Genomic DNA, 19,303 nt, shown 5'->3' with positions numbered 1-19,303 from the left:
TGGCGAATTGCGTTTGCTGTACCGACGAAGGTGCGCTCATCCATATCGTGTCCAGTTCGGCGGCGGTTTTGGCATAGAGCGGGTTGCGGCTGTCCTGCATGATCTTCTTGGCCTCGGCCATGAATGCTCCCGGCTCTTCGGAAAATTTCAGACCTTGGGCATGAAGGATTGTGCTGCTGAGAATTAGGGCAAGCGCAAAGAATAGGGAATTGAATTTCATAGAATCATATTTATCGGTCGCGCCTACTTCCCAAACACCACCATCGCCCACTGGTTTCGCGTGTTCCTGCTTTGGAAAGCTAGCCCGGCGCTTTCGGCTTTGGCGATGATGTCCGGGGCGTCGGTTTCGTAGAATCCGCTAACTACCAACCAGCCGCCAGGCATGAGGTGTTGCGCGTATCGCGGAATTTCGTTCAGCAATATGTTACGGTTGATGTTGGCCAGGATGCCGCCAAAACGTTGTTCGGTGGGCACGTCGGTGATCGTTCCCTGAAAAACCTCGCTCTGTTCGGTGGCTTCATTCAACGAAAAATTCTCCTTTGTATTTTCCACCGCCCATTCCTCGATATCGAAGGCTAGCAAGTCCGCCGCACCAAGCTTGCGGGCCAGAATCGCCAGAATGCCCGTACCGCATCCTACATCCAGGATATTACGGTCCGCATGGGGTAGGCTAAGTTGCTCGTTCATGACCAGCCAGGTAGTTTCGTGGTGCCCCGTTCCAAACGACATTTTCGGCGTGATAACCAGTTCGTGTCGGAAACGCGGATCGGGCTCGTGGAACAAGGCCCGCACCCGAACGGCATCACCGACCTCAATGGGGGCGTAGTTGCTCTCCCATTCTTCGTTCCAGTTTTTCTTTTCCATCACCCGCCAGGAAAAGTCGATAGCCGTGCTGGTCCGGTATCGTGTTATCGTCTCCTGAAGTTTTTCCTCCGAAAAATTACTCTCCAGAATGTAGGCGTCCAAGCCCTCGTCGGTCTCAACAAAGGATTCGAAGCCCAGTTCAGCCAATTCAGCCATCAGGATTTCGGTGTATTCGGGGGAAAGGCTGAGGTGGAGTTCTAGATGGTTCATCGCTGGAACAATTTTTTTGCTATGAGGTTAGTATACTGGCATGGGGCAGAAGATTAAACCCCGGCTTACCCACCCTGTCTGAAAAAGGCAGCCGCTCAAATAGTTGATTCTAGGCTGTTTTTACAACTTTTACACAAATACAATTTCAATAGCTATGAAACTGCACACGAAAAAAATCTTAACGGCTACCCTCGCGCTGCTTGTAAGTGCCACTTTTTCCTTTGGCCAGGCAAATATGACCGTCGATTCGGTCTTTGCCAAATACTACACCGCCACCGGGGGTGAGAAACTCTGGAAAGGCGTCGATAATTTCTCGCTGAAGCGTACGTATAGTTCCAGTTCAGCGGCGGACTACGACTCGCAGATTTACGTTTCTATGCCCGATAAGGCGATGAGCAAAACGAAATCCATTATGAAGCGCGACTTCGTGTATGGGGTCAAGGGCAATGAGGGCTGGTTGAAAATCCCCATCGGTGGCAGCGACAAAGCTACCCGCTATCAGGTAAAAGACCTTAGTCAGGCAGAACAGGACAATATGCACCTGGAAATGTACGACTTGCTGGTGCCTTTCACCAATTATAAAGAGCGTGGCCTGGTTGCCACTTATGTGGGTCTGGATCAGGTCGACAGCGTACCGGCGCACCATGTGGAGCTGCAAGGGCAGGGTGTAAAGTACAATCTGTACTTCGACGCTAAAACCGGGCTTTTAAAGCGTGAGAAGCAAACCCAGGCGGGCATTGTCACTACGACCGACTACGATAATTATAAAAAGTCCAAGTACGGCTTAATGTACCCGTCCACGCTCACTGAAATGAGCAGCAAGGACAATTCCAAAGTAAGTATTACCTCCGAGATGGCGGTAAACGAAACCATCGCCCCGGAAAATTTCCAGCGCAACTAAGCAGGCCGAACCCCTACCCGTGGGTGGTCGTTAAAGCAATCGCATTCGATTTCTTTTTACGACCACCCACGGTTTTTTAGGTAAGCCACCTATTCTTTTTTTATTTTGTAAAATCTAAAGGGGACGAAAAAGCGTTTACACAGACCAATCGATAGTACTCATCGCCACGAAGTTGGTTCCGCACCGACTTCCGCGGCCCCGACCTGTTCACCAAACCAAGTATGAAGAAAGCAATAACCGCTCTGGCTATCATCTTTCTAGTCATTTTCCTGCTGGTCGGCATCGTTTTCTGGACATTGAAAACCGACGCCGGGCAGAACTTTCTTACTAAGCAAGCCACTTCTTTTTTACGTAAAAAACTTAACACCCGTGTGGACATCCGGGCCATTCGGCTGGACATTCCCGACTGGGTAGCGCTGGAAGGCGTTTATATAGAGGATGAAACGGGTGATACGCTCGTGGCGGGCGAGCGGTTATACGTCAACATGGACATGTGGTCGCTGGTCAAGGGGAACATTGGCATCAATCAGGTCGAGATGGAGGGCATTCGCCTGAAAGTGAATCGTACTTTACCCGACACGGTCTTTAATTTTCAGTTCATTTCCGACGCCTTCGCCAGCGAAGAACCCACACCCGTGGACACTACGTCGAGTGCGCTGGAAATGCGGCTGGACGAGTTTCTCTTGAAGCGGGTCCATCTGACGTATAAAGATGCGGTCATCGGCACCGACGCCGACGCCAATATCTCCAATGCCCGCATTCTGTTCGATAAATTTAATCCCACCCTCTCGCAGTACCATCCGACCAACATAACGCTCACAGGCACTCGAGCCGATGTGCGGATGTACGAAGCGTTGGTAGAAACCATTGTCGATCCTGATAAGTCTAAGCCTTCCGCGCTCGACGACGCCCCGATGGACACGCTCGACGTGCGGCTCGGTGACCTGAACGTGCAGAATCTGATCTTCAATTTTACGGATGAAGTATCGGGTCTGAAAAGTGGTATAAAGCTGGGGAAACTGGCGGGACGCATCGACAAGACCTACTTCGAGAGTCAGCAGGTCGATGTGCGCAACGTAGTTTTGGAGAACACTTCTGCTTTTGTCGAGCAGAAAAAAATGGCGAAGGCGGCTAACCCGGAAACCCCGGCTACCAGTGCTGGTCCCGCGCCGGGCGATACGACCCCCGGTTGGAATATTCAGGTCGGCAGCATCAAACTGACTAACAACGAGCTCAAATACGACGACAACAACGAACCACGTCTACCGAAAGGCATGGACTTCGCGCACCTCGGCATTAGCAATTTCACGGCAGATCTGAACAACTTTAAGTTTAGCGATACCAATATTTCCGGGAATCTGGAACGCGCGGCCTTCCGGGAGCAGAGTGGCTTTGTAGTGCAACAAGCCAAGGCGGATTTTGCCTATGCTGAAAAACAGACTTTCCTGAAAAATATGTACTTGAAAACGCCCTCGACGCTGCTGCGCGACGAGTTAGTGTTGAAATACAGAAATCAGGAACAACTGAGCGAGGACATTGGCAAGGTACAGCTTAGGATGAAACTCGTCAACAGCCAACTGGCATTTAGTGACGTGCTGTTGCTGGTACCTGACCTGAAAGACACGCCACCTTTTTCCAAAAGCCCCGACGGACTGCTGAAAGGCGACGCCCTCATCACGGGGACGGTGGACAATATGCTGATTTCCAGAGCCAATTTTAGTACTTTGGAAGGAACGGTCCTCCGCACGAGCGGGCGCATCAATGGCTTGCCCAACGCCGACAAGCTTTCGGTGAACATTTCGATCGACGAAATGGCCTCCACGCGGCAGGATCTCATGAAGATGCTGCCCGACAGTGCCCTGCCATCCTCCATCGAACTACCCGAGACGCTGAACATCACGGGCAAAGTAAAAGGCGGCCTGAACGACATCACGATGGATGCCCAGATCGCTACCTCGTTGGGCAACGGTTCGTTTGCGGGCAATGTCAGAAATGCGACGGACTCGGTCAACGCGACTTACAAAGGGCGGTTGAGCTTTACGGAATTTGATATGGGTAAATTCCTGAAACAGCCGCCCGAAGAACTTGGTAAACTAACGCTGACAACCGATGTCGATGGGCGCGGCTTCTCGCCCACGACCATGCAGACGCGGCTGAACGGCACCGTTCAGAGCGCATCTGTTAAGGGCTATACTTATAATAACCTGAAATTGAACGGCACCATTGATAATGGGCTGGCCGATTTCACAGCGAGCATCGCTGATAGCAACATCGACCTCGACTTGACCGCTAAGGCCGACCTGAATAGTGAATATCCGACGGTTGACGCCAACGCCGATATACGTAATATTAATCTCAAAGCCCTCAACCTTTATGAGGAAGCAATGAGCTTGCAAGGCCAAATTGATGCCAACCTGACTTCTACCGATCCGGCCAATCCGCTGGGTGTAATCGCGGTGCGCAATTTCGTGCTGACCAAAGACGGTGACCCGGTGCGACTCGACAGCGTGGACGTGCGCCTCACGGCCGACGGCACCACCAAAGACGCCACGGTGGATGCGCCCTTCATGAAGGCCCATTTGTCGGGTACTTTCGACTATGCCCGGCTGGCCGACGTAGTACTGACCGAAATCAACAAGTACTTTACCGTCCCGGACGTTCCTTATCAATCGGTCGAAGGGCCGTACGACATGAAATTGGACGCGCAGGTGGTGAACCATCCGTTGATTCAACAGTTTGCGCCCGGTCTGACGAAGCTGGATCGGGTGAATTTCTCAGCCCGAATCGACAGCCAACTAGATACTACGATGAAAGTGTCGTTGGTAATGCCGTTAGTGGAATACGACACGATGCGCATCGAACAGACCAACTTCATGATGACGGGCGATGGGCAGGAAGCTACCTTCAAGGGCAACGTGGGCAAACTGGAGACCGAAAGCTTCCGGGTGCAGAAGGCATCGCTGACGGGACTGGTGTCGGACAATAATGCCCTCTTTGGCTTGATGGTGTTGGATTCGGTCAGCGATCCCCGCCACACGATTGCGGGTGCCGTAGCCTACGCCGACAGCGCCTACCGCATCTCGCTGCGTGACAAGATGCTGCTCGATTACAAAACCTGGGACGCCAACGAGACGGGCTACATTCAGTATAGCGATGAAGGATTGCTGGCCAAAGACTTCGGTATCCATCGTCAGGGACAAAGCCTGCTCGTCAATTCGCTGACCAACGAACCCAACGGCCCGCTGAGCATTAAGCTCGACAGCCTGGGTATTGGGCAGTTCATCGCCCTGGCCACGCAGGACTCGACGCTGGCCAATGGTAAGCTCAACGGTGAGATCGTTCTGAAAGATTATATGGAGACGCCCTCATTCACGGGTGATTTGTTGTTAAAGAACCTGTCCGTGACCCAGATTCCGGTGGGCGACCTGACGATCGATGCCACCAACGAACGCGCTGACCGAATCGCTTTGAACGTCAAGTTGAATAGCGACCTAAACGACGTGACGCTCACGGGCGACTACATACTGGAAGGTGATAATGCTTTGAATTTTGATATTGACATGAACCGTCTGAGCGCCAAAACGCTGCAAGCGTTCAGTTTTGGCGAACTAGAAAGAGCGCAAGGTGCCCTGACGGGCAAGCTCACCGTGCAGGGTAGCACAGACAGCCCCCGCCTGAACGGACAGATGAAGTTCGACAGTGTAGCTTTTGATATCAAGCAACTCGGAGCGAGATATCGCTTTAACGGGCAGACGATCGACTTCAAAGGTCAGAACATCGCCTTCAATAATTTCACGGTGCAGGATTCACTGAACCAGAAACTGACCGTGGACGGCAACGTGTCCATCGCCACAATTCCCGACGTGGGCTACGACCTGAAAATAAAAGCCAATGACTTTACGGTACTTGACGCCAGTCGGAAGGAAAATGATTTCTTCTACGGCAGAGGCGTAGTAGACATGAGCTTGAACGTCAGAGGAAAGGGGTCGCAGTCGGTTATCGACGGGACTATAAAAGTTAAAAGTGGCAGCGACATCACTGTCATTCTGCCTAACGACGCTGGCGGAGCCGAGTCCGCCGAAGGCATCGTGAAGTTCGTGGATAAGAGCGACTCGACCAACATGGCGCAGTCGGACACGATGCAGGTGAATACCAGTACCATAGTTGACTTCGCCTCCGAACTCTCCCTGAACATCGAGGCCGACGACGAGTCGCAGTTTACAATCGTGATCGACGAGCTGAACGGCGACAATATCAAGGTCAGGGGCAACGCCCAACTCAACACGGGTATCGCGCCCAATGGCCAGCTCTACCTACTGGGCCTTTACGAACTCACGGAAGGTTCTTACGACCTGACTTTCGAAGTACTTAAAAAGCAATTCACGATCCAAAAAGGCAGTACCATCCTCTGGACGGGTGATCCGATGGCCGCCGAGGTGGACATCACGGCGATTTACACAGTCAAGGCGGATTTAGCGGCTTTGGGCGCACCTTCCAAATGGAATAGCAGAGACGCTGGCAAAGTACCCCTCGATGTGCAGTTGAAAATCAACGGCAGTTTATTAAATCCCGCCGTAACTTTTGATATCGTTGCGTCCAGCACCATGAACCGTGACGATGCCCGCAGCATCGAGCAGAGCAGCGGCCTGTCGACTTTGCGAAACAATCCCGCCGAACTGAACAAGCAGGTTTTTGCGCTGCTGGTTTTGAACAAGTTTCTCACCGACCAGCCAACGTCTAGTTCCTCAGCGGGACTCAACGCCGAGGGCATCGCCCGGCAGAGCGTAAGCCAGCTATTGACCGACCAACTGAACCTGCTGGCCTCCGATCTCATCAAGGGCGTAAATGTCAATTTCAACCTCAACTCCCAGGCGGAGGGTGGTACCGCTCGCACCGATCTAAATGTGGGCCTAAGTAAAAGTTTTCTCAACGAACGCCTAACCGTATCGGTGGGTCGGAATTTTGAATTGGAAAATACGGGAGCAACCGCCGGAAACTCCTCCAACCAGATTTTCGATAACGTAGCCCTGAACTACGCGCTGACCAAAGACGGTAAGTACTTGCTACGGGCCTACCGCAAGAATCAGTACCAGGCTGTCTTGCAAGGATTTATTGTCGAAACCGGGGTGAGTTTTATCGTGACACTGGAATACGACAAATTCCGGGAGTTGTTTCAAAAAGATTTGAGCATAGAATGAGAATTAAGCTTACCATATTGATTCTATTGGCCCTGGCGGCGGGTGGTTGCTCGGTGTCGAAGTACGTGCCGCCCGGCGAAAGTCTGTACGTGGGCGGTAGCGTGGAAGTAGTTCCCGACTCGGCCGCCAAAAAGCAGGTGAGCGGTCTCGAAGACCAGTTGGAAGGTATGCTGCGTCCGGCCCCCAATGCCACGCTCTTTGGTTTTCCCTACAAAGTGTGGCTCTACTATTGGATCGGCACGCCGCGCAAGGAAAAGGGCTTTCGCAATTGGTTTCGCAAGAAATTTGGTGAGCCACCCGTACTGGCCAGCCAGCGCGTGGTGACGGCCAACGCCGAAATCTTGGCCGCCTATATGAACAATCAGGGCTACTTCCGCTCCACCGCCACGGGGGATATTGTCGCCAATGATAAAAAGCGTACTGCCGTGGCCGAGTACAAGGCATTTGTGAAGCCCCGCTACTACATCGACACGGTGGCCTACGTGGTGGACGACACAACCAAGCAGTTTAGCAAGGATTTCTTATCGACGAAAAAGGCGGGGCGGGGTAGTTTGCTGCGTAAAGGTGACCCGTATCGTCTGGAAGTGATCGAAGGCGAACGCAGCCGGGTAGAGCGGCTCTTGAAGGAGAAGGGTTATTACTATTTCAATCCCGACTACCTGATCGCCGAAGTGGACTCGACGGAAGGTACCCACGCGGTAAATATTTTCCTGAAAGTAAAGCCCACTACCTCGCAACTCGCGCTGAAACAGTACTACATCGGCGATATTTATGTCTATGCCGATTACGACGCCCTCTCGCCCGACACCCTGCCCGCGCAATCTCAATTAAAACGCGGTCTGCATATTGTCGATCCGGCGGATAATTACAAAGCCCGTATCTTCGACGACGCCATCGGCTTCACCAAGGGCAGCCGTTACAACAGCGCGCTGCATGACGTATCGCTTTCGCGACTCATCAACCTCAATAATTTCAAGTTTGTCAAGAATCGCTTCGAACTCGTGCCACGTTCGGACTCCGCAATCCTGAACGCCTATTACTACTTGACGCCCGCCAAAGAAAAGTCGTTGCGGACGGAATTGAGTGGATTGACCAAGTCAAACAACCTGGCGGGTACTCAGGTAGATGTATCGTGGAGTAATAAGAATACTTTTCGCGGAGCGGAACTGCTGCGGCTGAGTACCAATGTCGGCGTAGACTGGCAGGTTGGCGGCGGGCAACCGGATCAACCCGCCAATATCAATAACTTCTTGCGTTTCAACGTACAAGGCGAACTATCCTTCCCACGTTTCATCATTCCTTTCTATCACGTCAACCCGGCAACTAACCAGGCCTTACCGCGTACCATCCTCACTGCGGGCTACGAAACGCTCACGCAAGGGGGGCTTTACACACAGACTTCTTTGCGAGCATCGGGCGGCTACTCCTGGCGAAGGAACGCCGAGGTAGAGCATACTTTGACTCCCTTTGGCATTAATTTTATTCGGCCGCGCAACATAAGCGAGGAATTCGTTACCAGAGTTTTCGATACGGGAAATCAGGTCGATTTGGATCGTCTGTTACAGGTCTTGACAGATCGTTTGATTCTGGAAAACCAGTATACGATTACCTACAAACCCACACCTGGCCCTTTCGCCCGAGACCAGTTTTTGGTAAGCGGTGGGATCAACATGGCGGGCAATTTGGCCCGGCTGCTCGACCGTACCGTGGGCGGAAACGACAGCCGATTTTTCGACGTTCTTTTTGAGCAGTTTGTTCGTTTCGACGGAGAGTTTCGGTACTTCCGAGACCTATCCCCCTCCCTTCGCCTGGCCAATCGCTTCATCGGCGGGCTAGGGATTCCTTACGGCAACTCCAACTCGCTGCCTCAGTTCAAGCAGTATTTTGCCGGAGGTAGCACGGGTATTCGCGCGTTCCGGGCTCGTACGCTAGGCCCGGGAAATACCAACCTCAACTCGACCCTTTTTGGGAATAGCTCCTTTGGAGACATCCGACTGGAAGTAAACTCAGAACTACGAATCAAATTTACCCAACTAATCAACGGTGCCTTGTTCGTAGATGCGGGTAATGTCTGGACTTACCGGGAAACTGAATTGTACGGGAAAGCTGGCCAATTCAACAAAAACTTCTATGAACAAGTAGCCATAGGCGGTGGCCTGGGACTGCGGCTCGATTTCTCCTTTCTCGTCTTTCGCCTCGACCTTGCCACGCCCTTTCGCAAGCCGTGGTACCAGGCTCTGGACACGCCGCGCAGCCCGTGGGTCTTTGATCAAATTAACCTGCGCGATAAATCCTGGCGCAAGCAGAATCTGGTGCTGAATATCGCGGTGGCGTATCCTTTCTAAGCTGAGACGGGGTTATTTTCTTTGGTAAGAAGATAAAATCCACAGCGTAGAGACTAAAAATGGAGAGTATATTCTCCATTTTTCATTAAATTTGGAGATTGTACTCTCCAAATTTAATGAAAAATGATCGAAAGAGCCATTCAGCCGCAAATTGTAAAGCGTTGGGGAACGGGCCGCGCCATTGTGCTGCTCGGTCCGCGTCAGGTAGGTAAAACTACCTTGCTCAAAAAGATTTGTGAAACCTTTCCATCCTACCGATTTTTTGATGCCGATCAGGCTTCCGACCGCGCTTTGCTGGAAAACCAGGATTTAGCCCCGCTCAAACAGGCCATTGGCAACGAGAGCATCGTCTTCATTGATGAAGCTCAGCGCATTAAGAATGTGGGCCTGACGCTCAAAATCATCACCGACCAACTACCTGAAGTACAACTTGTCGTGAGCGGCTCGTCGGCGCTGGAACTGGGCAATGAGATCAACGAACCCCTCACGGGCCGCAAGTGGGAATTTCGACTGTACCCCATTTCCTGGGGAGAACTGAGCCAAAATCTAGGTACTTTCGAGGCAAAAAAACAACTACCCGTCCGGCTGGTGTTCGGAATGTATCCCAACGTAATCACTTATGTGGGCGACGAACCCGCTGTCCTCAACGAACTTATCAGCAGCTACCTCTACCGCGACCTGCTGGAATACAACGGCATTCGCAAGCCGGAACTTATCAACAAACTCCTGACCGCTCTGGCGTTTCAGTTGGGCAACGAGGTCTCGCTCAACGAATTATCAAGGCTACTGGAAGTGTCGAAAGAGACGGTAAGTACTTACCTCGATTTACTGGAAAAGGCTTTCATCATTTTCCGGCTCGATCCCCTCAGCCGCAACCTGCGCAACGAAATCAATACCAACCGCAAGTTCTACTTTTACGACAATGGCGTCCGCAATGCTGTCATAGGCGATTACAAGCCGCTGCCGCTCCGCGCCGACACAGGGGCGTTGTGGGAGAACTTCATCGTTTCGGAGCGCATCAAGTACCTCAGCTACACGCAGTCTTGGGCCAAGTCGTACTTCTGGCGCACCTACCAGCGGCAGGAAATCGACTACGTAGAGGAGAAAGACGGTAGTTTCCGCGCTTATGAAATCAAGTGGAATCCGAAAAGACGGGTAAAGTTTCCGGCGGCGTTTATGGATGCCTACGCGCCGGAGGAGGCAAGTGTGGTGCAGCCGGAGAATTTTGGTGTGTTCTTGGATTTTTCCGTTCCAAACGAAGCTGCACGCTGAATGCTGCCGTCCAGAAGTTTGGGTATGCGCTGTGAGAGTACAGATTAGATTGAATAGAATTCAGCCGAAGATTCGCTTTATTTGTATCCCTCACTTTTTGTTTTCTTACGCATGATCGACAAGAAAAGTCTCTCTGAACGCGACATTTGCACCAAATTCATCACCCCGGCCATTGAAAACGCCGGTTGGGACAAACTGACCCAGTTTCTAGAAGAGGTTTCTTTCACGGATGGCCGAATTTACGTACGCGGCAAACTCACTGCCCGGGGTGCCCGGAAAAGGGCCGACTACATCCTATACTACAAACCCAATATTCCCATCGCCATCATTGAGGCCAAGGATAACAAGCATTCCGTGCGGGCCGGAATGCAGCAGGCCTTGGAATACGCCCGCATTCTCGATATTCCGGCGGTGTTCAGCAGCAATGGGGACGGCTTTTTGTTTCACGACCGAACCGTCACGGAGGGTGGCGCGATGGAAACGGAATTGTCCAACGGCGACTTTCCCACGCCCGCCTCCCTTTGGCAGATTTACAAAAAATACAAAGGCATCGACACCGACGAGGCCGAAAAAATTGCGGCGCAGGACTACTACTTTGACAGCAGTGGAAAAAGCCCGCGTTACTACCAACAGATTGCCATCAACCGTAGCGTGGAGGCCATCGCCAAAGGACAAAATCGTATTTTGCTGGTCATGGCGACCGGAACAGGCAAAACCTACACCGCCTTCCAAATCATCCACCGCCTGTGGAAGAGCGGCTGGAAAAAGCGGATTCTGTTCCTAACCGACCGCAACGCCCTCATTGACCAAACCCGGCGCAACGATTTCAAGCATTTCAAGGACAAGATGACGGTGATTAAAAACCGGAACATCGATAAGAGCTACGAAGTGTATCTGGCGCTGTACCAGGGTCTGACGGGCAACGATGAGGAAGCCAACGCCTACAAACAATTTTCACCCGAATTTTTTGACCTGATCGTCATCGACGAGTGCCACCGGGGCAGCGCGAAGGAAGACAGCGCTTAGCGCGAAATCCTGACGTATTTCAGTAGAGCCACGCACATTGGCCTCACCGCCACGCCTAAGGAAACCAACGAAGTCTCCAACAGCGAGTACTTTGGCGAGCCGGTGTACACCTATTCTCTAAAACAGGGCATTGACGACGGTTTTTTGGCCCCTTACCGGGTGGTGCGGGTCAATCTGAACGTGGACGTCGAGGGCTGGCGGCCCGCTTTGGGCAAGAAAGACAAGTCCGGGGAGCGCGTGGCCGACCGGATCTACAATCGGCAAGACTTCGACCGGACGCTGGTCATCGATGAACGCACCGAAACGGTGGCCCGTAAACTCACGGAGTTTTTGAAAGGCTACGACCGCTACGCCAAAACCATAGTGTTCTGCACCGACATCGACCACGCCGAGCGGATGCGCTCCGCCCTGGCCAATCTCAACGCCGACGAAGTAACCAAAAACTATAAATACGTGATGCAAATCACGGGCGACAACGACGAAGGCAAGCGCGAGCTAGACAACTTTATCGATCCTGTGGAACGCTACCCCGTCATTGCGACTACCTCCGAACTCATGACGACCGGCGTGGATGCGCAAACCTGCAAAGTCATTGTGCTGGATTCTGACATCAAGTCCATGACCAAGTTCAAGCAAATCGTGGGGCGCGGTACCCGCATCAACGAAGCCCACGGCAAGTTGTTCTTCACGATTTTGGATTTTCGCAACGTCACGGACCTGTTCGCCGATCCCGATTTTGACGGCGATCCCATTCGGGTCAAGCCCGTTTCGGAAGACGACGACCTGAGCACGATCGTGGATGACGAAGAAAAGGACGACACGCCCATCATCGACGAGGAAACCGGCGAGGAGATCGAAGTCGTTCCGCCGACAATTCGCTATCCTCCGGGCAGTAGCGCCAGTGGCGTTTCCGAACCCCGGCTAAAAGTGTACGTCAATGGCGTGGACGTGTCGGTACTGGTGAGTCGGGAGCTGTACTTCGACAAGAATGGTAAGCCCATCACTACGAGCCTGAAAGACCACACCAAAGAACTGATTCAGGGCCAGTTTGCTTCGTTGGACGATTTCCTGGCCCGTTGGAATGGAACCGATCGTAAGGAAATTATTATTCAGGAACTGGAAGAGCAGGGCGTGATGGTGGAGGCCTTGCGCGATGCCGTCGACCGCGAAGTGGATTTATTCGACCTGATTTGCCACGTGGCCTTCGATCAGCCGCCGCTCACGCGGCAGGAGCGAGCCAACGATGTCAGGAAGCGCGACTACTTCACCAAATACGGCGGCCCGGCCCGGAAAGTGCTGGAATCGCTGCTCGATAAGTACGCCGACGAAGGCGTGACCAACATTGAAAGCATGGACATCCTGAAAGTCAGGCCGCTGTCAGACTTCGGCTCGCCACTGGAAATCATCCGGCAGTTTGGCAGTAAAGAAAAATACCTCGAAGCGATTAAAGAATTAGAAACGGAATTGTACAAAACCAGCGCGTAAATGGCCTAAATTATTTGTGTCAGAAAATTCGCAACCCAAAGCAACCCGTAGAGGCGGTGCGCCGCTGCGATAGAATATTTGTAGCAAGTTCATTGGATAGCGGGATTCGACCCCCACGGGGTCGCACTGACACGCGAAAAACGTTTTCTATAAATATGTGACCGCTCCGGCGGTCCTGCCCGAAAGGGTCGCACGACGGCGATACTATAATTTTCTGTAAAGATTCCATTCCTATCGGGATGGCTGACACCTAAACAATCTTGTAAAGCAATCTCCCCAATGAACACAGGTACCTTTTCCCAAATTTACATTCAAGTCGTTTTTCCGGTAAAAGGGCGCAACAGCCTGGTCGCTTCCACCTGGGAGGACGAACTATATAAGTACATGACGGGCATCGTCCAAAACAAAGGACAGAAAATGATAAGGATCAACGGCATGCCTGATCATATCCATTTCTTGATTGGCATGAGGCCGTCGTGTTGTTTGTCCGATTTGGTACGCGAGGTCAAGAAGGCTTCTAATGCCTTTGTGCAGGAGAAAAGATTCACGAAGCACAAGTTTGAATGGCAGGAGGGCTACGGTGCTTTTTCGTATTCACATTCGGCTTTGGATAATGTAATCGCCTACATTGCGAACCAGAAAGAACACAACCGGACCAAAAGTTTTAAAGAAGAGTACATCGGTTTTTTACAAAAATACCAGATCGAATACAAGGACGAGTATTTGTTCGAGTGGATTGAGGATGAATGATGTGGCGGCAAAATAAGTGGGTAGCGATTGGTGTTTAGGCGGTCAGATAGAACCCGTAGGGTTCAAATATTTATAGAACCATGAATTCAGTGGCAGGATACGACCCCTTCGGGGTCGCACACAACCTGAAAAGCGTTTTTTCCATAAATATGCCATCCCTTCGGGATGAAATCCACCGAAATGAAACACTCGACTTTCTACATATAGGCCATCGCAGCGGCGCACCATCCCTTCGGGATGAAAATCGTGCACAAATCCACAACGATTTTATAAAAGTACCATCACACCGGAATACCCCAAACTATGACCAACCTCAAAGGTACCCTCGACGGCATTCGCCGCATCATGTGGCAGGACACTGGCCTCAATGGCGACGCCCAACGCATCGAACAACTGGGCTGGATGCTGTTTTTGAAAATATTCTCCGACAAAGACCAGGAACTCGAAGTCACCAACGATGCCTACGTGAGCCCCATTCCGGCGAAGCTGCACTGGACGTCCTGGGCCGCCGACGACGAGGGCATGACGGGCGACGCGCTGGTCGAGTTCGTGGACCGGACGCTCTTTCGCTGCGCGAACTGTCGGTGGGCGCGGGCGGCGGAATTGCCAACCAGCGCGCCCTGCTGGTGCGGGAGGTGTTTCAGGGCAATAACAATTACATGAAGAGCGGCACCAACCTCAGGAAGGTACTCAACAAGCTCAACGAGATCGACTTCAACGTCGCCAAAGACCGCCACGCCTTTGGCGAACTCTACGAGACCATCCTGAAAGAGCTGCAAAGCGCCGGAAAAAGTGGGGAGTTTTACACGCCCCGCGCCATCACGGAGTTTATTTGCGCCATGATCGACCCGCAACTGGGCGAGAAAATCCTGGACCCGAGTTGCGGCACGGGCGGCTACCTCACCGCCACCATCGAGCACTTGCGGAAGCACGCCAACAACATCGAAGACCTCAAAAGCATCGCCGAGGACATCATCGGCTGGGAGTACAAGCCGCTGCCCTACCTGCTGGCGACGACCAACCTGATCCTGCACGACATGGAGGTGCCCAACATCACCTTCCGCGATTCGCTGGACCAGCCGCTGAGCAGCTACACCGCCCCGCAGCGCGTGGACGCCATTTTGGCCAATCCGCCCTTTGGGGGGATCGTGGCCAATGGCAACGAGAGCAATTTTCCGCTCAACTACCGCACCCGCGAAAGCGCCGACCTGTTCCTGATTCTGATGATTCACCTGCTCAAAGACGGTGGCCGCGCGGGTATCGTGCTACCCGACGGCTCTCTCACTGGCGACGGCGTGAAGCAGCGCGTGCGGCAGAAGCTCCTGGAAGACTGCAACCTGCACACGATCATCCGCCTGCCCAATTCGGTGTTTCAGCCCTACGCCACGGTGGCGACCAACCTGCTGTTTTTTACCAAAGGCGCGCCGACAAAGGAGGTGTGGTACTACGAGCACCGCCTGCCCGAGGGCCAGAAGTCGTACAGCAAAACCCGACCCATCCGGGTGCAGGAGTTCGAACCGATCAAAACGTGGTGGAACGACCGCCACGAAAGTGACATCAGTTGGAAGGTACCCCTCCAAACCATCATCGACCGCGACTACGACCTTGATATCAAGAACCCCACCAAAACGAAAGAAACCAACGAGCACAGCAGCGCCGAGTTGATGCGGATGTTAGAGACGTCGTTCGGGAAGAGCAGTAGTTTGTTGGCGCAGTTGAAGGGCGCGGTGGCGTGAGCGTAAATTTGGTGAGTAAAAAAATTAATTATAGGCAAAGCGACCCCAATGGGGTCATATATTTATAGATACATGGTTCATGTAGCGGGATTCGACCCCGAGGGGGTCGTACAAATCCGTCCACGTTCTCTGCTATAAATATTCCAACCCTTCGGGTTGCTTTTGATTTGAATTTCGCGGACGGAGACAGTTTTTGTTGGATTAATGGCCTTTGCCGGACCGGACCGCCGGGGCGGTCGTACGGATTTGTCCGAAAGCGTTTTCTATAAATATGCCATCGCAGCGGCGCACCGCCCCTTCGGGTTGTTTTTGATTTATAAATTAAAACACGAAAAATATGAGCTGGGAGGTAGTAAAAATGGGAAGTTTCTTAAAAGCGAGAAAGGATCGTTTTAAGCCCGATGATCCGCAAATTTCTGAATTAAAGCGCATTTCAAAAATTGATTTTAGCGGGAATATATTTTTATCCGACAAAACGTCTAACACTGGAATGATCCTTGTCAAAAAAGGTGATTTGGTGATTTCAGGAATAAACGTCGAGAAAGGCGCAATGTCCGTTTATCAAGGCAATGACGATATTATCGCTACGATTCACTACTCAGCATACGAGTACGATAAAGACAAAATTGACATTGGCTTTTTAAAGAGTTTTTTAAAAAGCTCTGAATTTAAGAATGCTTTGAAGGAGCAAGTTCCAGGGGGAATAAAGACTGAAATTAAGCCCAAACATATCTTGCCATTGAAAGTGTTGATTCCAACTGAATTGTCCGAGCAACGGGAAATCGTCGAAAGTCTGAACGGCAAGAATCAAAATATCAATTCCCTCGCCACCGAACTAACTCACCAACTCGACCTCGTCAAACAGCTCCGGCAGGCGTTTTTGCGGGAGGCGATGCAGGGCCAACTCGTGCCGCAAGACGCCACCGACGAGCCCGCTCGCCAACTCCTCGCCCGCATTCAGGCCGAAAAAGCCCGCCTCGTCAAGGAGAAGAAAATCAAAAAAAGTAAGCCGCTGCCGCCGATTAGCGAGGAGGAAATTCCTTTTGAAATACCGGAGAGTTGGGTTTGGTGTCGGTTGGGGGAGGTTGCCATACATATTTTTGATGGACCTTTTGGTTCACATCTTAAAACTGCTGATTATACAGCCAGTGGAGTCCAAGTCATTAGGCTAGAAAATTTGGGCAGTATGAGTTTTAATTTTCACAAAGAGACCTTTATAAGCCAAGAAAAATACCAAACTATTGAGCAACATACTGTTTACAATGGAGATGTAATTATTGGATCTTTTCTTGCGGATGGGGTCAAGTGCGTGGTCTTACCTGAGTTGGATTACACCGCTATCGCAAAAGCAGACTGCTTTACGATAAGATCAGACTACGATTTTACTTCAAACAAATACTTGATGTACTTGCTAAGTTCTGATTCTATGTTCAAAGAACTGTCTTCATTATTAAGAGGAATGACACGCCAAAGAATCAATACAACTCAATTGAAAAATTTACCAATCCCCCTGCCACCCCTCGCCGAGCAGCAGCGCATCGTGGAAAAACTGGATGAACTGATGGCGACTTGCGACGCGCTGGAAGCCAGCATCGGGGGCAGTCAGCGGCACAACGAGCAGTTGTTGCAGCAGGTACTTCGGGAGGCGCTGGAACCGGAGGAGGTGGCGTAGTTCGGGCGGCGGATCTGCTTTTTTAACCAATTTTTTTTTGATCCATTAGATAGGTATGACTTTTGAGCGGTCTAAACGAGATTATACACCGTTGCTCGATAGCGGGTTCAAACAAATTGCGATTTGGCAGTTAGATAGTTGCTTCCTAACTCCTTTTGGGGAAGAAGGGGCAGCGAGAAGGCTCCATTTGATCACTCAGCTTCGCCGATTTTTGGATGAGCTTTTCAAGCTGGGTATTCCGTTGGAGATATGGATCGATGGGTCTTTCACAACTCAAAAACCATTGCCGGATGACGTTGATTTGGTCGTATGGGCAAGTGAATCCGACGCTGAATCACTTAGTCCTGAACTCTTTAAATTATTTGATCATCTGCTGGATATTCATAATAATGATCAAATAAAGATACGCTACGATGTGGATGTGTACCTGGCAGATCCAGGAAGTGAAGAGGAGCGCACTAAGTGGCTGGATGAATTTGGATTCGATCGCTCTGGCATAAACCAAAAGGGCATTTTTACGTTGTTGATAAACCATGTTTAGCATTTCCCGCATAACGCATCTTCTCACTCTATCTCAGACCGTTTTGGCTGAGCAGGAGAGTCGTTTGGCCGAAAAGCCTACGAGTCGTTTTCGGCAAATGCTGGTCTATAGCACCAGAGCTCGAATTGATGAATTGACCCGAGAACTGGTAGAGGAAAAGGAGTTGCGTGCGTTGGAGGTCATTGAGATTCGGCTGATTGGAGAAAAAGCGCACTTTGGTTCGCTTCCCATGCAGCTTGTGGGTCAACTTACAGCCTCCTTCGAGGAAATGCTGGTGCAGGTGGGGCGGTTCGTCAAGCACGGTAGTAAGGGACAGGATTCCCTGCAGTCGATCCGGGGTCTTTTGGATGTGCGCTTAAACCGAATTTCTTCCGGCTCTACCCGGCTGTTCGTCACGGCCAAAACCAGCCCCGATCTTTTTGGGGACAGTCTGGCCGAGGAATGTATTCAGCGAACTTTTAATCTATTGAAAGTAGAAAGTGCCAACGAGTTGACCGAACGAGCGGGCGAAATCGGTAAAGGCGGCGTACAAAATCTGAATCGTTTTTTAAAAACGCTCCACGAGTCTGACTTGGAGGCGTCTTTAAACTGGCAAACCCCTTTCGATACTACTCTGGAATGGGAGGGTACTCGGGAACGCATAGGTTTGCTTCAACACAGTTTAGACAATATTATAGAAGAGGAGGCCATCGAAATCAGTTTCCAGGGCGAAGTCCTTATGGAAAGTATCCGGGGCCAGGCTCGTTTTGAGGTGAAGGATTATTCCAGCGGGCAAATATTCAAGGGGTTTGTTTCACAGGAAGTACTACCCGAATTGCTGGCATTGCACGTTGGAGAAACTTGTAAGGGAGTGGTATCAAAAACCACCCGGCGAAACTTGTCCAGTACCGAAGAGCGCCATTCTTTCGAATTAATTCAGATCGAACCCTCAAACGATCCTCGCTTGCATTCTGATCTGCAGTTGGCGCTTGCTTTTTGACGTCTAGTAGCGGAACCTTATCAAAAGTGTAAGCACAAATAGAAGGAATATTTGCGTGAGAGATTATTCTTTCCCCAAAACCTCCCCCAGCAGCATCTTACTCCCATGCCGCTCGTGCGAGTCTGCCGCACCCAGCCGTCCGTCCAAATCTTTCAAAGCTTTCTTGGCCTCCTCGGTACCCATCGCCGCCACGCGCTGGATGGTGTAGTCTAAAACCTTAGGTAGTTTAGCCCGCTCGGCCATTTTCAGGGCGCGGTTCGGGTCCAGCGCGGCCAGCGGCTCGGCGGCGTACCAGGCCATCAGCGGCAGGTTATGGTCGGTTTG

Annotated in this window: 13 protein-coding genes and 1 pseudogene; 11 read left to right on the top strand and 3 right to left on the bottom strand. The window is 51.5% G+C overall.

Annotated elements, in window-relative coordinates; all coding sequences use genetic code 11:
• Both ACEW8P_RS16895 and prmA read right to left on the bottom strand, forming a co-directional pair.
• The coding region (locus ACEW8P_RS16895; RefSeq protein WP_373514248.1) for a hypothetical protein at positions 1-220 on the bottom strand (220 nt) is incomplete at its 3' end.
• A gap of 23 nt (positions 221-243) precedes the next feature.
• Positions 244-1,074: a 50S ribosomal protein L11 methyltransferase gene (gene prmA, locus ACEW8P_RS16890; protein WP_373514247.1), complete on the bottom strand. Its 831-nt coding sequence runs from the start codon at positions 1,072-1,074 to the stop codon at positions 244-246.
• A 154-nt stretch (positions 1,075-1,228) separates the two neighbouring features.
• Between prmA and ACEW8P_RS16885 the strand changes: the two genes are divergently transcribed.
• The 11 genes and pseudogenes from ACEW8P_RS16885 to ACEW8P_RS16835 all read left to right on the top strand — a co-directional run bounded on the left by ACEW8P_RS16885 (position 1,229) and on the right by ACEW8P_RS16835 (position 18,979).
• Entirely contained in the window at positions 1,229-1,975 is a 747-nt protein-coding gene (locus ACEW8P_RS16885) for a hypothetical protein (RefSeq protein ID WP_373514246.1), read from the top strand.
• Between the two features lie 221 nt (positions 1,976-2,196).
• Positions 2,197-7,173 carry a translocation/assembly module TamB domain-containing protein gene (locus ACEW8P_RS16880; protein ID WP_373514245.1) on the top strand — a complete coding sequence of 1,659 codons (4,977 nt, stop codon included), beginning with the start codon at positions 2,197-2,199 and terminating at the stop codon, positions 7,171-7,173.
• Positions 7,170-9,518, top strand: coding sequence for a BamA/TamA family outer membrane protein (locus ACEW8P_RS16875; protein WP_373514244.1), 2,349 nt, complete (start codon positions 7,170-7,172; stop codon positions 9,516-9,518). Before ACEW8P_RS16880 ends, ACEW8P_RS16875 begins: the two co-directional genes overlap by 4 nt.
• 123 nt (positions 9,519-9,641) lie before the next feature.
• Entirely contained in the window at positions 9,642-10,790 is a 1,149-nt protein-coding gene (locus ACEW8P_RS16870) for an ATP-binding protein (protein WP_373514243.1), read from the top strand.
• A 111-nt stretch (positions 10,791-10,901) separates the two neighbouring features.
• A pseudogene (hsdR, locus tag ACEW8P_RS16865) lies at positions 10,902-13,301 on the top strand (EcoAI/FtnUII family type I restriction enzme subunit R).
• Positions 13,302-13,580: 279 nt separating this feature from the next.
• Positions 13,581-14,051 (top strand): IS200/IS605 family transposase, encoded by a 471-nt coding sequence (gene tnpA / locus ACEW8P_RS16860; RefSeq protein WP_373514242.1) that lies wholly within the window; start codon positions 13,581-13,583, stop codon positions 14,049-14,051.
• 303 nt (positions 14,052-14,354) lie between these two features.
• Positions 14,355-14,714 carry a type I restriction-modification system subunit M N-terminal domain-containing protein gene (locus ACEW8P_RS16855; protein ID WP_373514241.1) on the top strand — a complete coding sequence of 120 codons (360 nt, stop codon included), beginning with the start codon at positions 14,355-14,357 and terminating at the stop codon, positions 14,712-14,714.
• Positions 14,636-15,787 (top strand): class I SAM-dependent DNA methyltransferase, encoded by a 1,152-nt coding sequence (locus tag ACEW8P_RS16850; protein WP_373514240.1) that lies wholly within the window; start codon positions 14,636-14,638, stop codon positions 15,785-15,787. Before ACEW8P_RS16855 ends, ACEW8P_RS16850 begins: the two co-directional genes overlap by 79 nt.
• 337 nt (positions 15,788-16,124) lie before the next feature.
• The gene (locus tag ACEW8P_RS16845) at positions 16,125-17,459 is read left to right on the top strand and encodes a restriction endonuclease subunit S (protein WP_373514239.1); all 1,335 of its coding nucleotides are present in this window, start codon (positions 16,125-16,127) and stop codon (positions 17,457-17,459) included.
• Positions 17,460-17,550: 91 nt separating this feature from the next.
• Positions 17,551-18,000 (top strand): hypothetical protein, encoded by a 450-nt coding sequence (locus tag ACEW8P_RS16840; protein WP_373514238.1) that lies wholly within the window; start codon positions 17,551-17,553, stop codon positions 17,998-18,000.
• On the top strand, positions 17,993-18,979 hold the full coding sequence (locus tag ACEW8P_RS16835) for a hypothetical protein (protein WP_373514237.1): 987 nt from the start codon (positions 17,993-17,995) through the stop codon (positions 18,977-18,979). The genes ACEW8P_RS16840 and ACEW8P_RS16835 overlap by 8 nt, the downstream gene beginning before the upstream one ends.
• A gap of 63 nt (positions 18,980-19,042) precedes the next feature.
• Here the strand turns inward: ACEW8P_RS16835 and ACEW8P_RS16830 are convergent.
• A partial coding sequence (locus ACEW8P_RS16830) for a hypothetical protein (protein WP_373514236.1) occupies positions 19,043-19,303 on the bottom strand: 261 nt, incomplete at its 5' end.

Origin of the sequence: Persicitalea sp., from assembly GCF_041751555.1 — a bacterium.
Lineage (GTDB): Bacteria > Bacteroidota > Bacteroidia > Cytophagales > Spirosomataceae > Persicitalea.
The sequence above is the reverse complement of the archived record's forward strand: the minus strand, read 5'-3'. Positions and strand labels throughout refer to the sequence as shown.

Excerpts from the sequence above, each read along its gene's own strand:
- ACEW8P_RS16855 (WP_373514241.1), top strand. The coding sequence starts at position 14,355 with ATGACCAACCTCAAAGGTACCCTCGACGGCATTCGCCGCATCATGTGG.
- prmA (WP_373514247.1), bottom strand. The coding sequence starts at position 1,074 with ATGAACCATCTAGAACTCCACCTCAGCCTTTCCCCCGAATACACCGAA.
- ACEW8P_RS16880 (WP_373514245.1), top strand. The coding sequence starts at position 2,197 with ATGAAGAAAGCAATAACCGCTCTGGCTATCATCTTTCTAGTCATTTTC.
- ACEW8P_RS16875 (WP_373514244.1), top strand. The coding sequence starts at position 7,170 with ATGAGAATTAAGCTTACCATATTGATTCTATTGGCCCTGGCGGCGGGT.
- tnpA (WP_373514242.1), top strand. The coding sequence starts at position 13,581 with ATGAACACAGGTACCTTTTCCCAAATTTACATTCAAGTCGTTTTTCCG.
- ACEW8P_RS16845 (WP_373514239.1), top strand. The coding sequence starts at position 16,125 with ATGAGCTGGGAGGTAGTAAAAATGGGAAGTTTCTTAAAAGCGAGAAAG.
- ACEW8P_RS16870 (WP_373514243.1), top strand. The coding sequence starts at position 9,642 with ATGATCGAAAGAGCCATTCAGCCGCAAATTGTAAAGCGTTGGGGAACG.
- ACEW8P_RS16885 (WP_373514246.1), top strand. The coding sequence starts at position 1,229 with ATGAAACTGCACACGAAAAAAATCTTAACGGCTACCCTCGCGCTGCTT.
- ACEW8P_RS16835 (WP_373514237.1), top strand. The coding sequence starts at position 17,993 with ATGTTTAGCATTTCCCGCATAACGCATCTTCTCACTCTATCTCAGACC.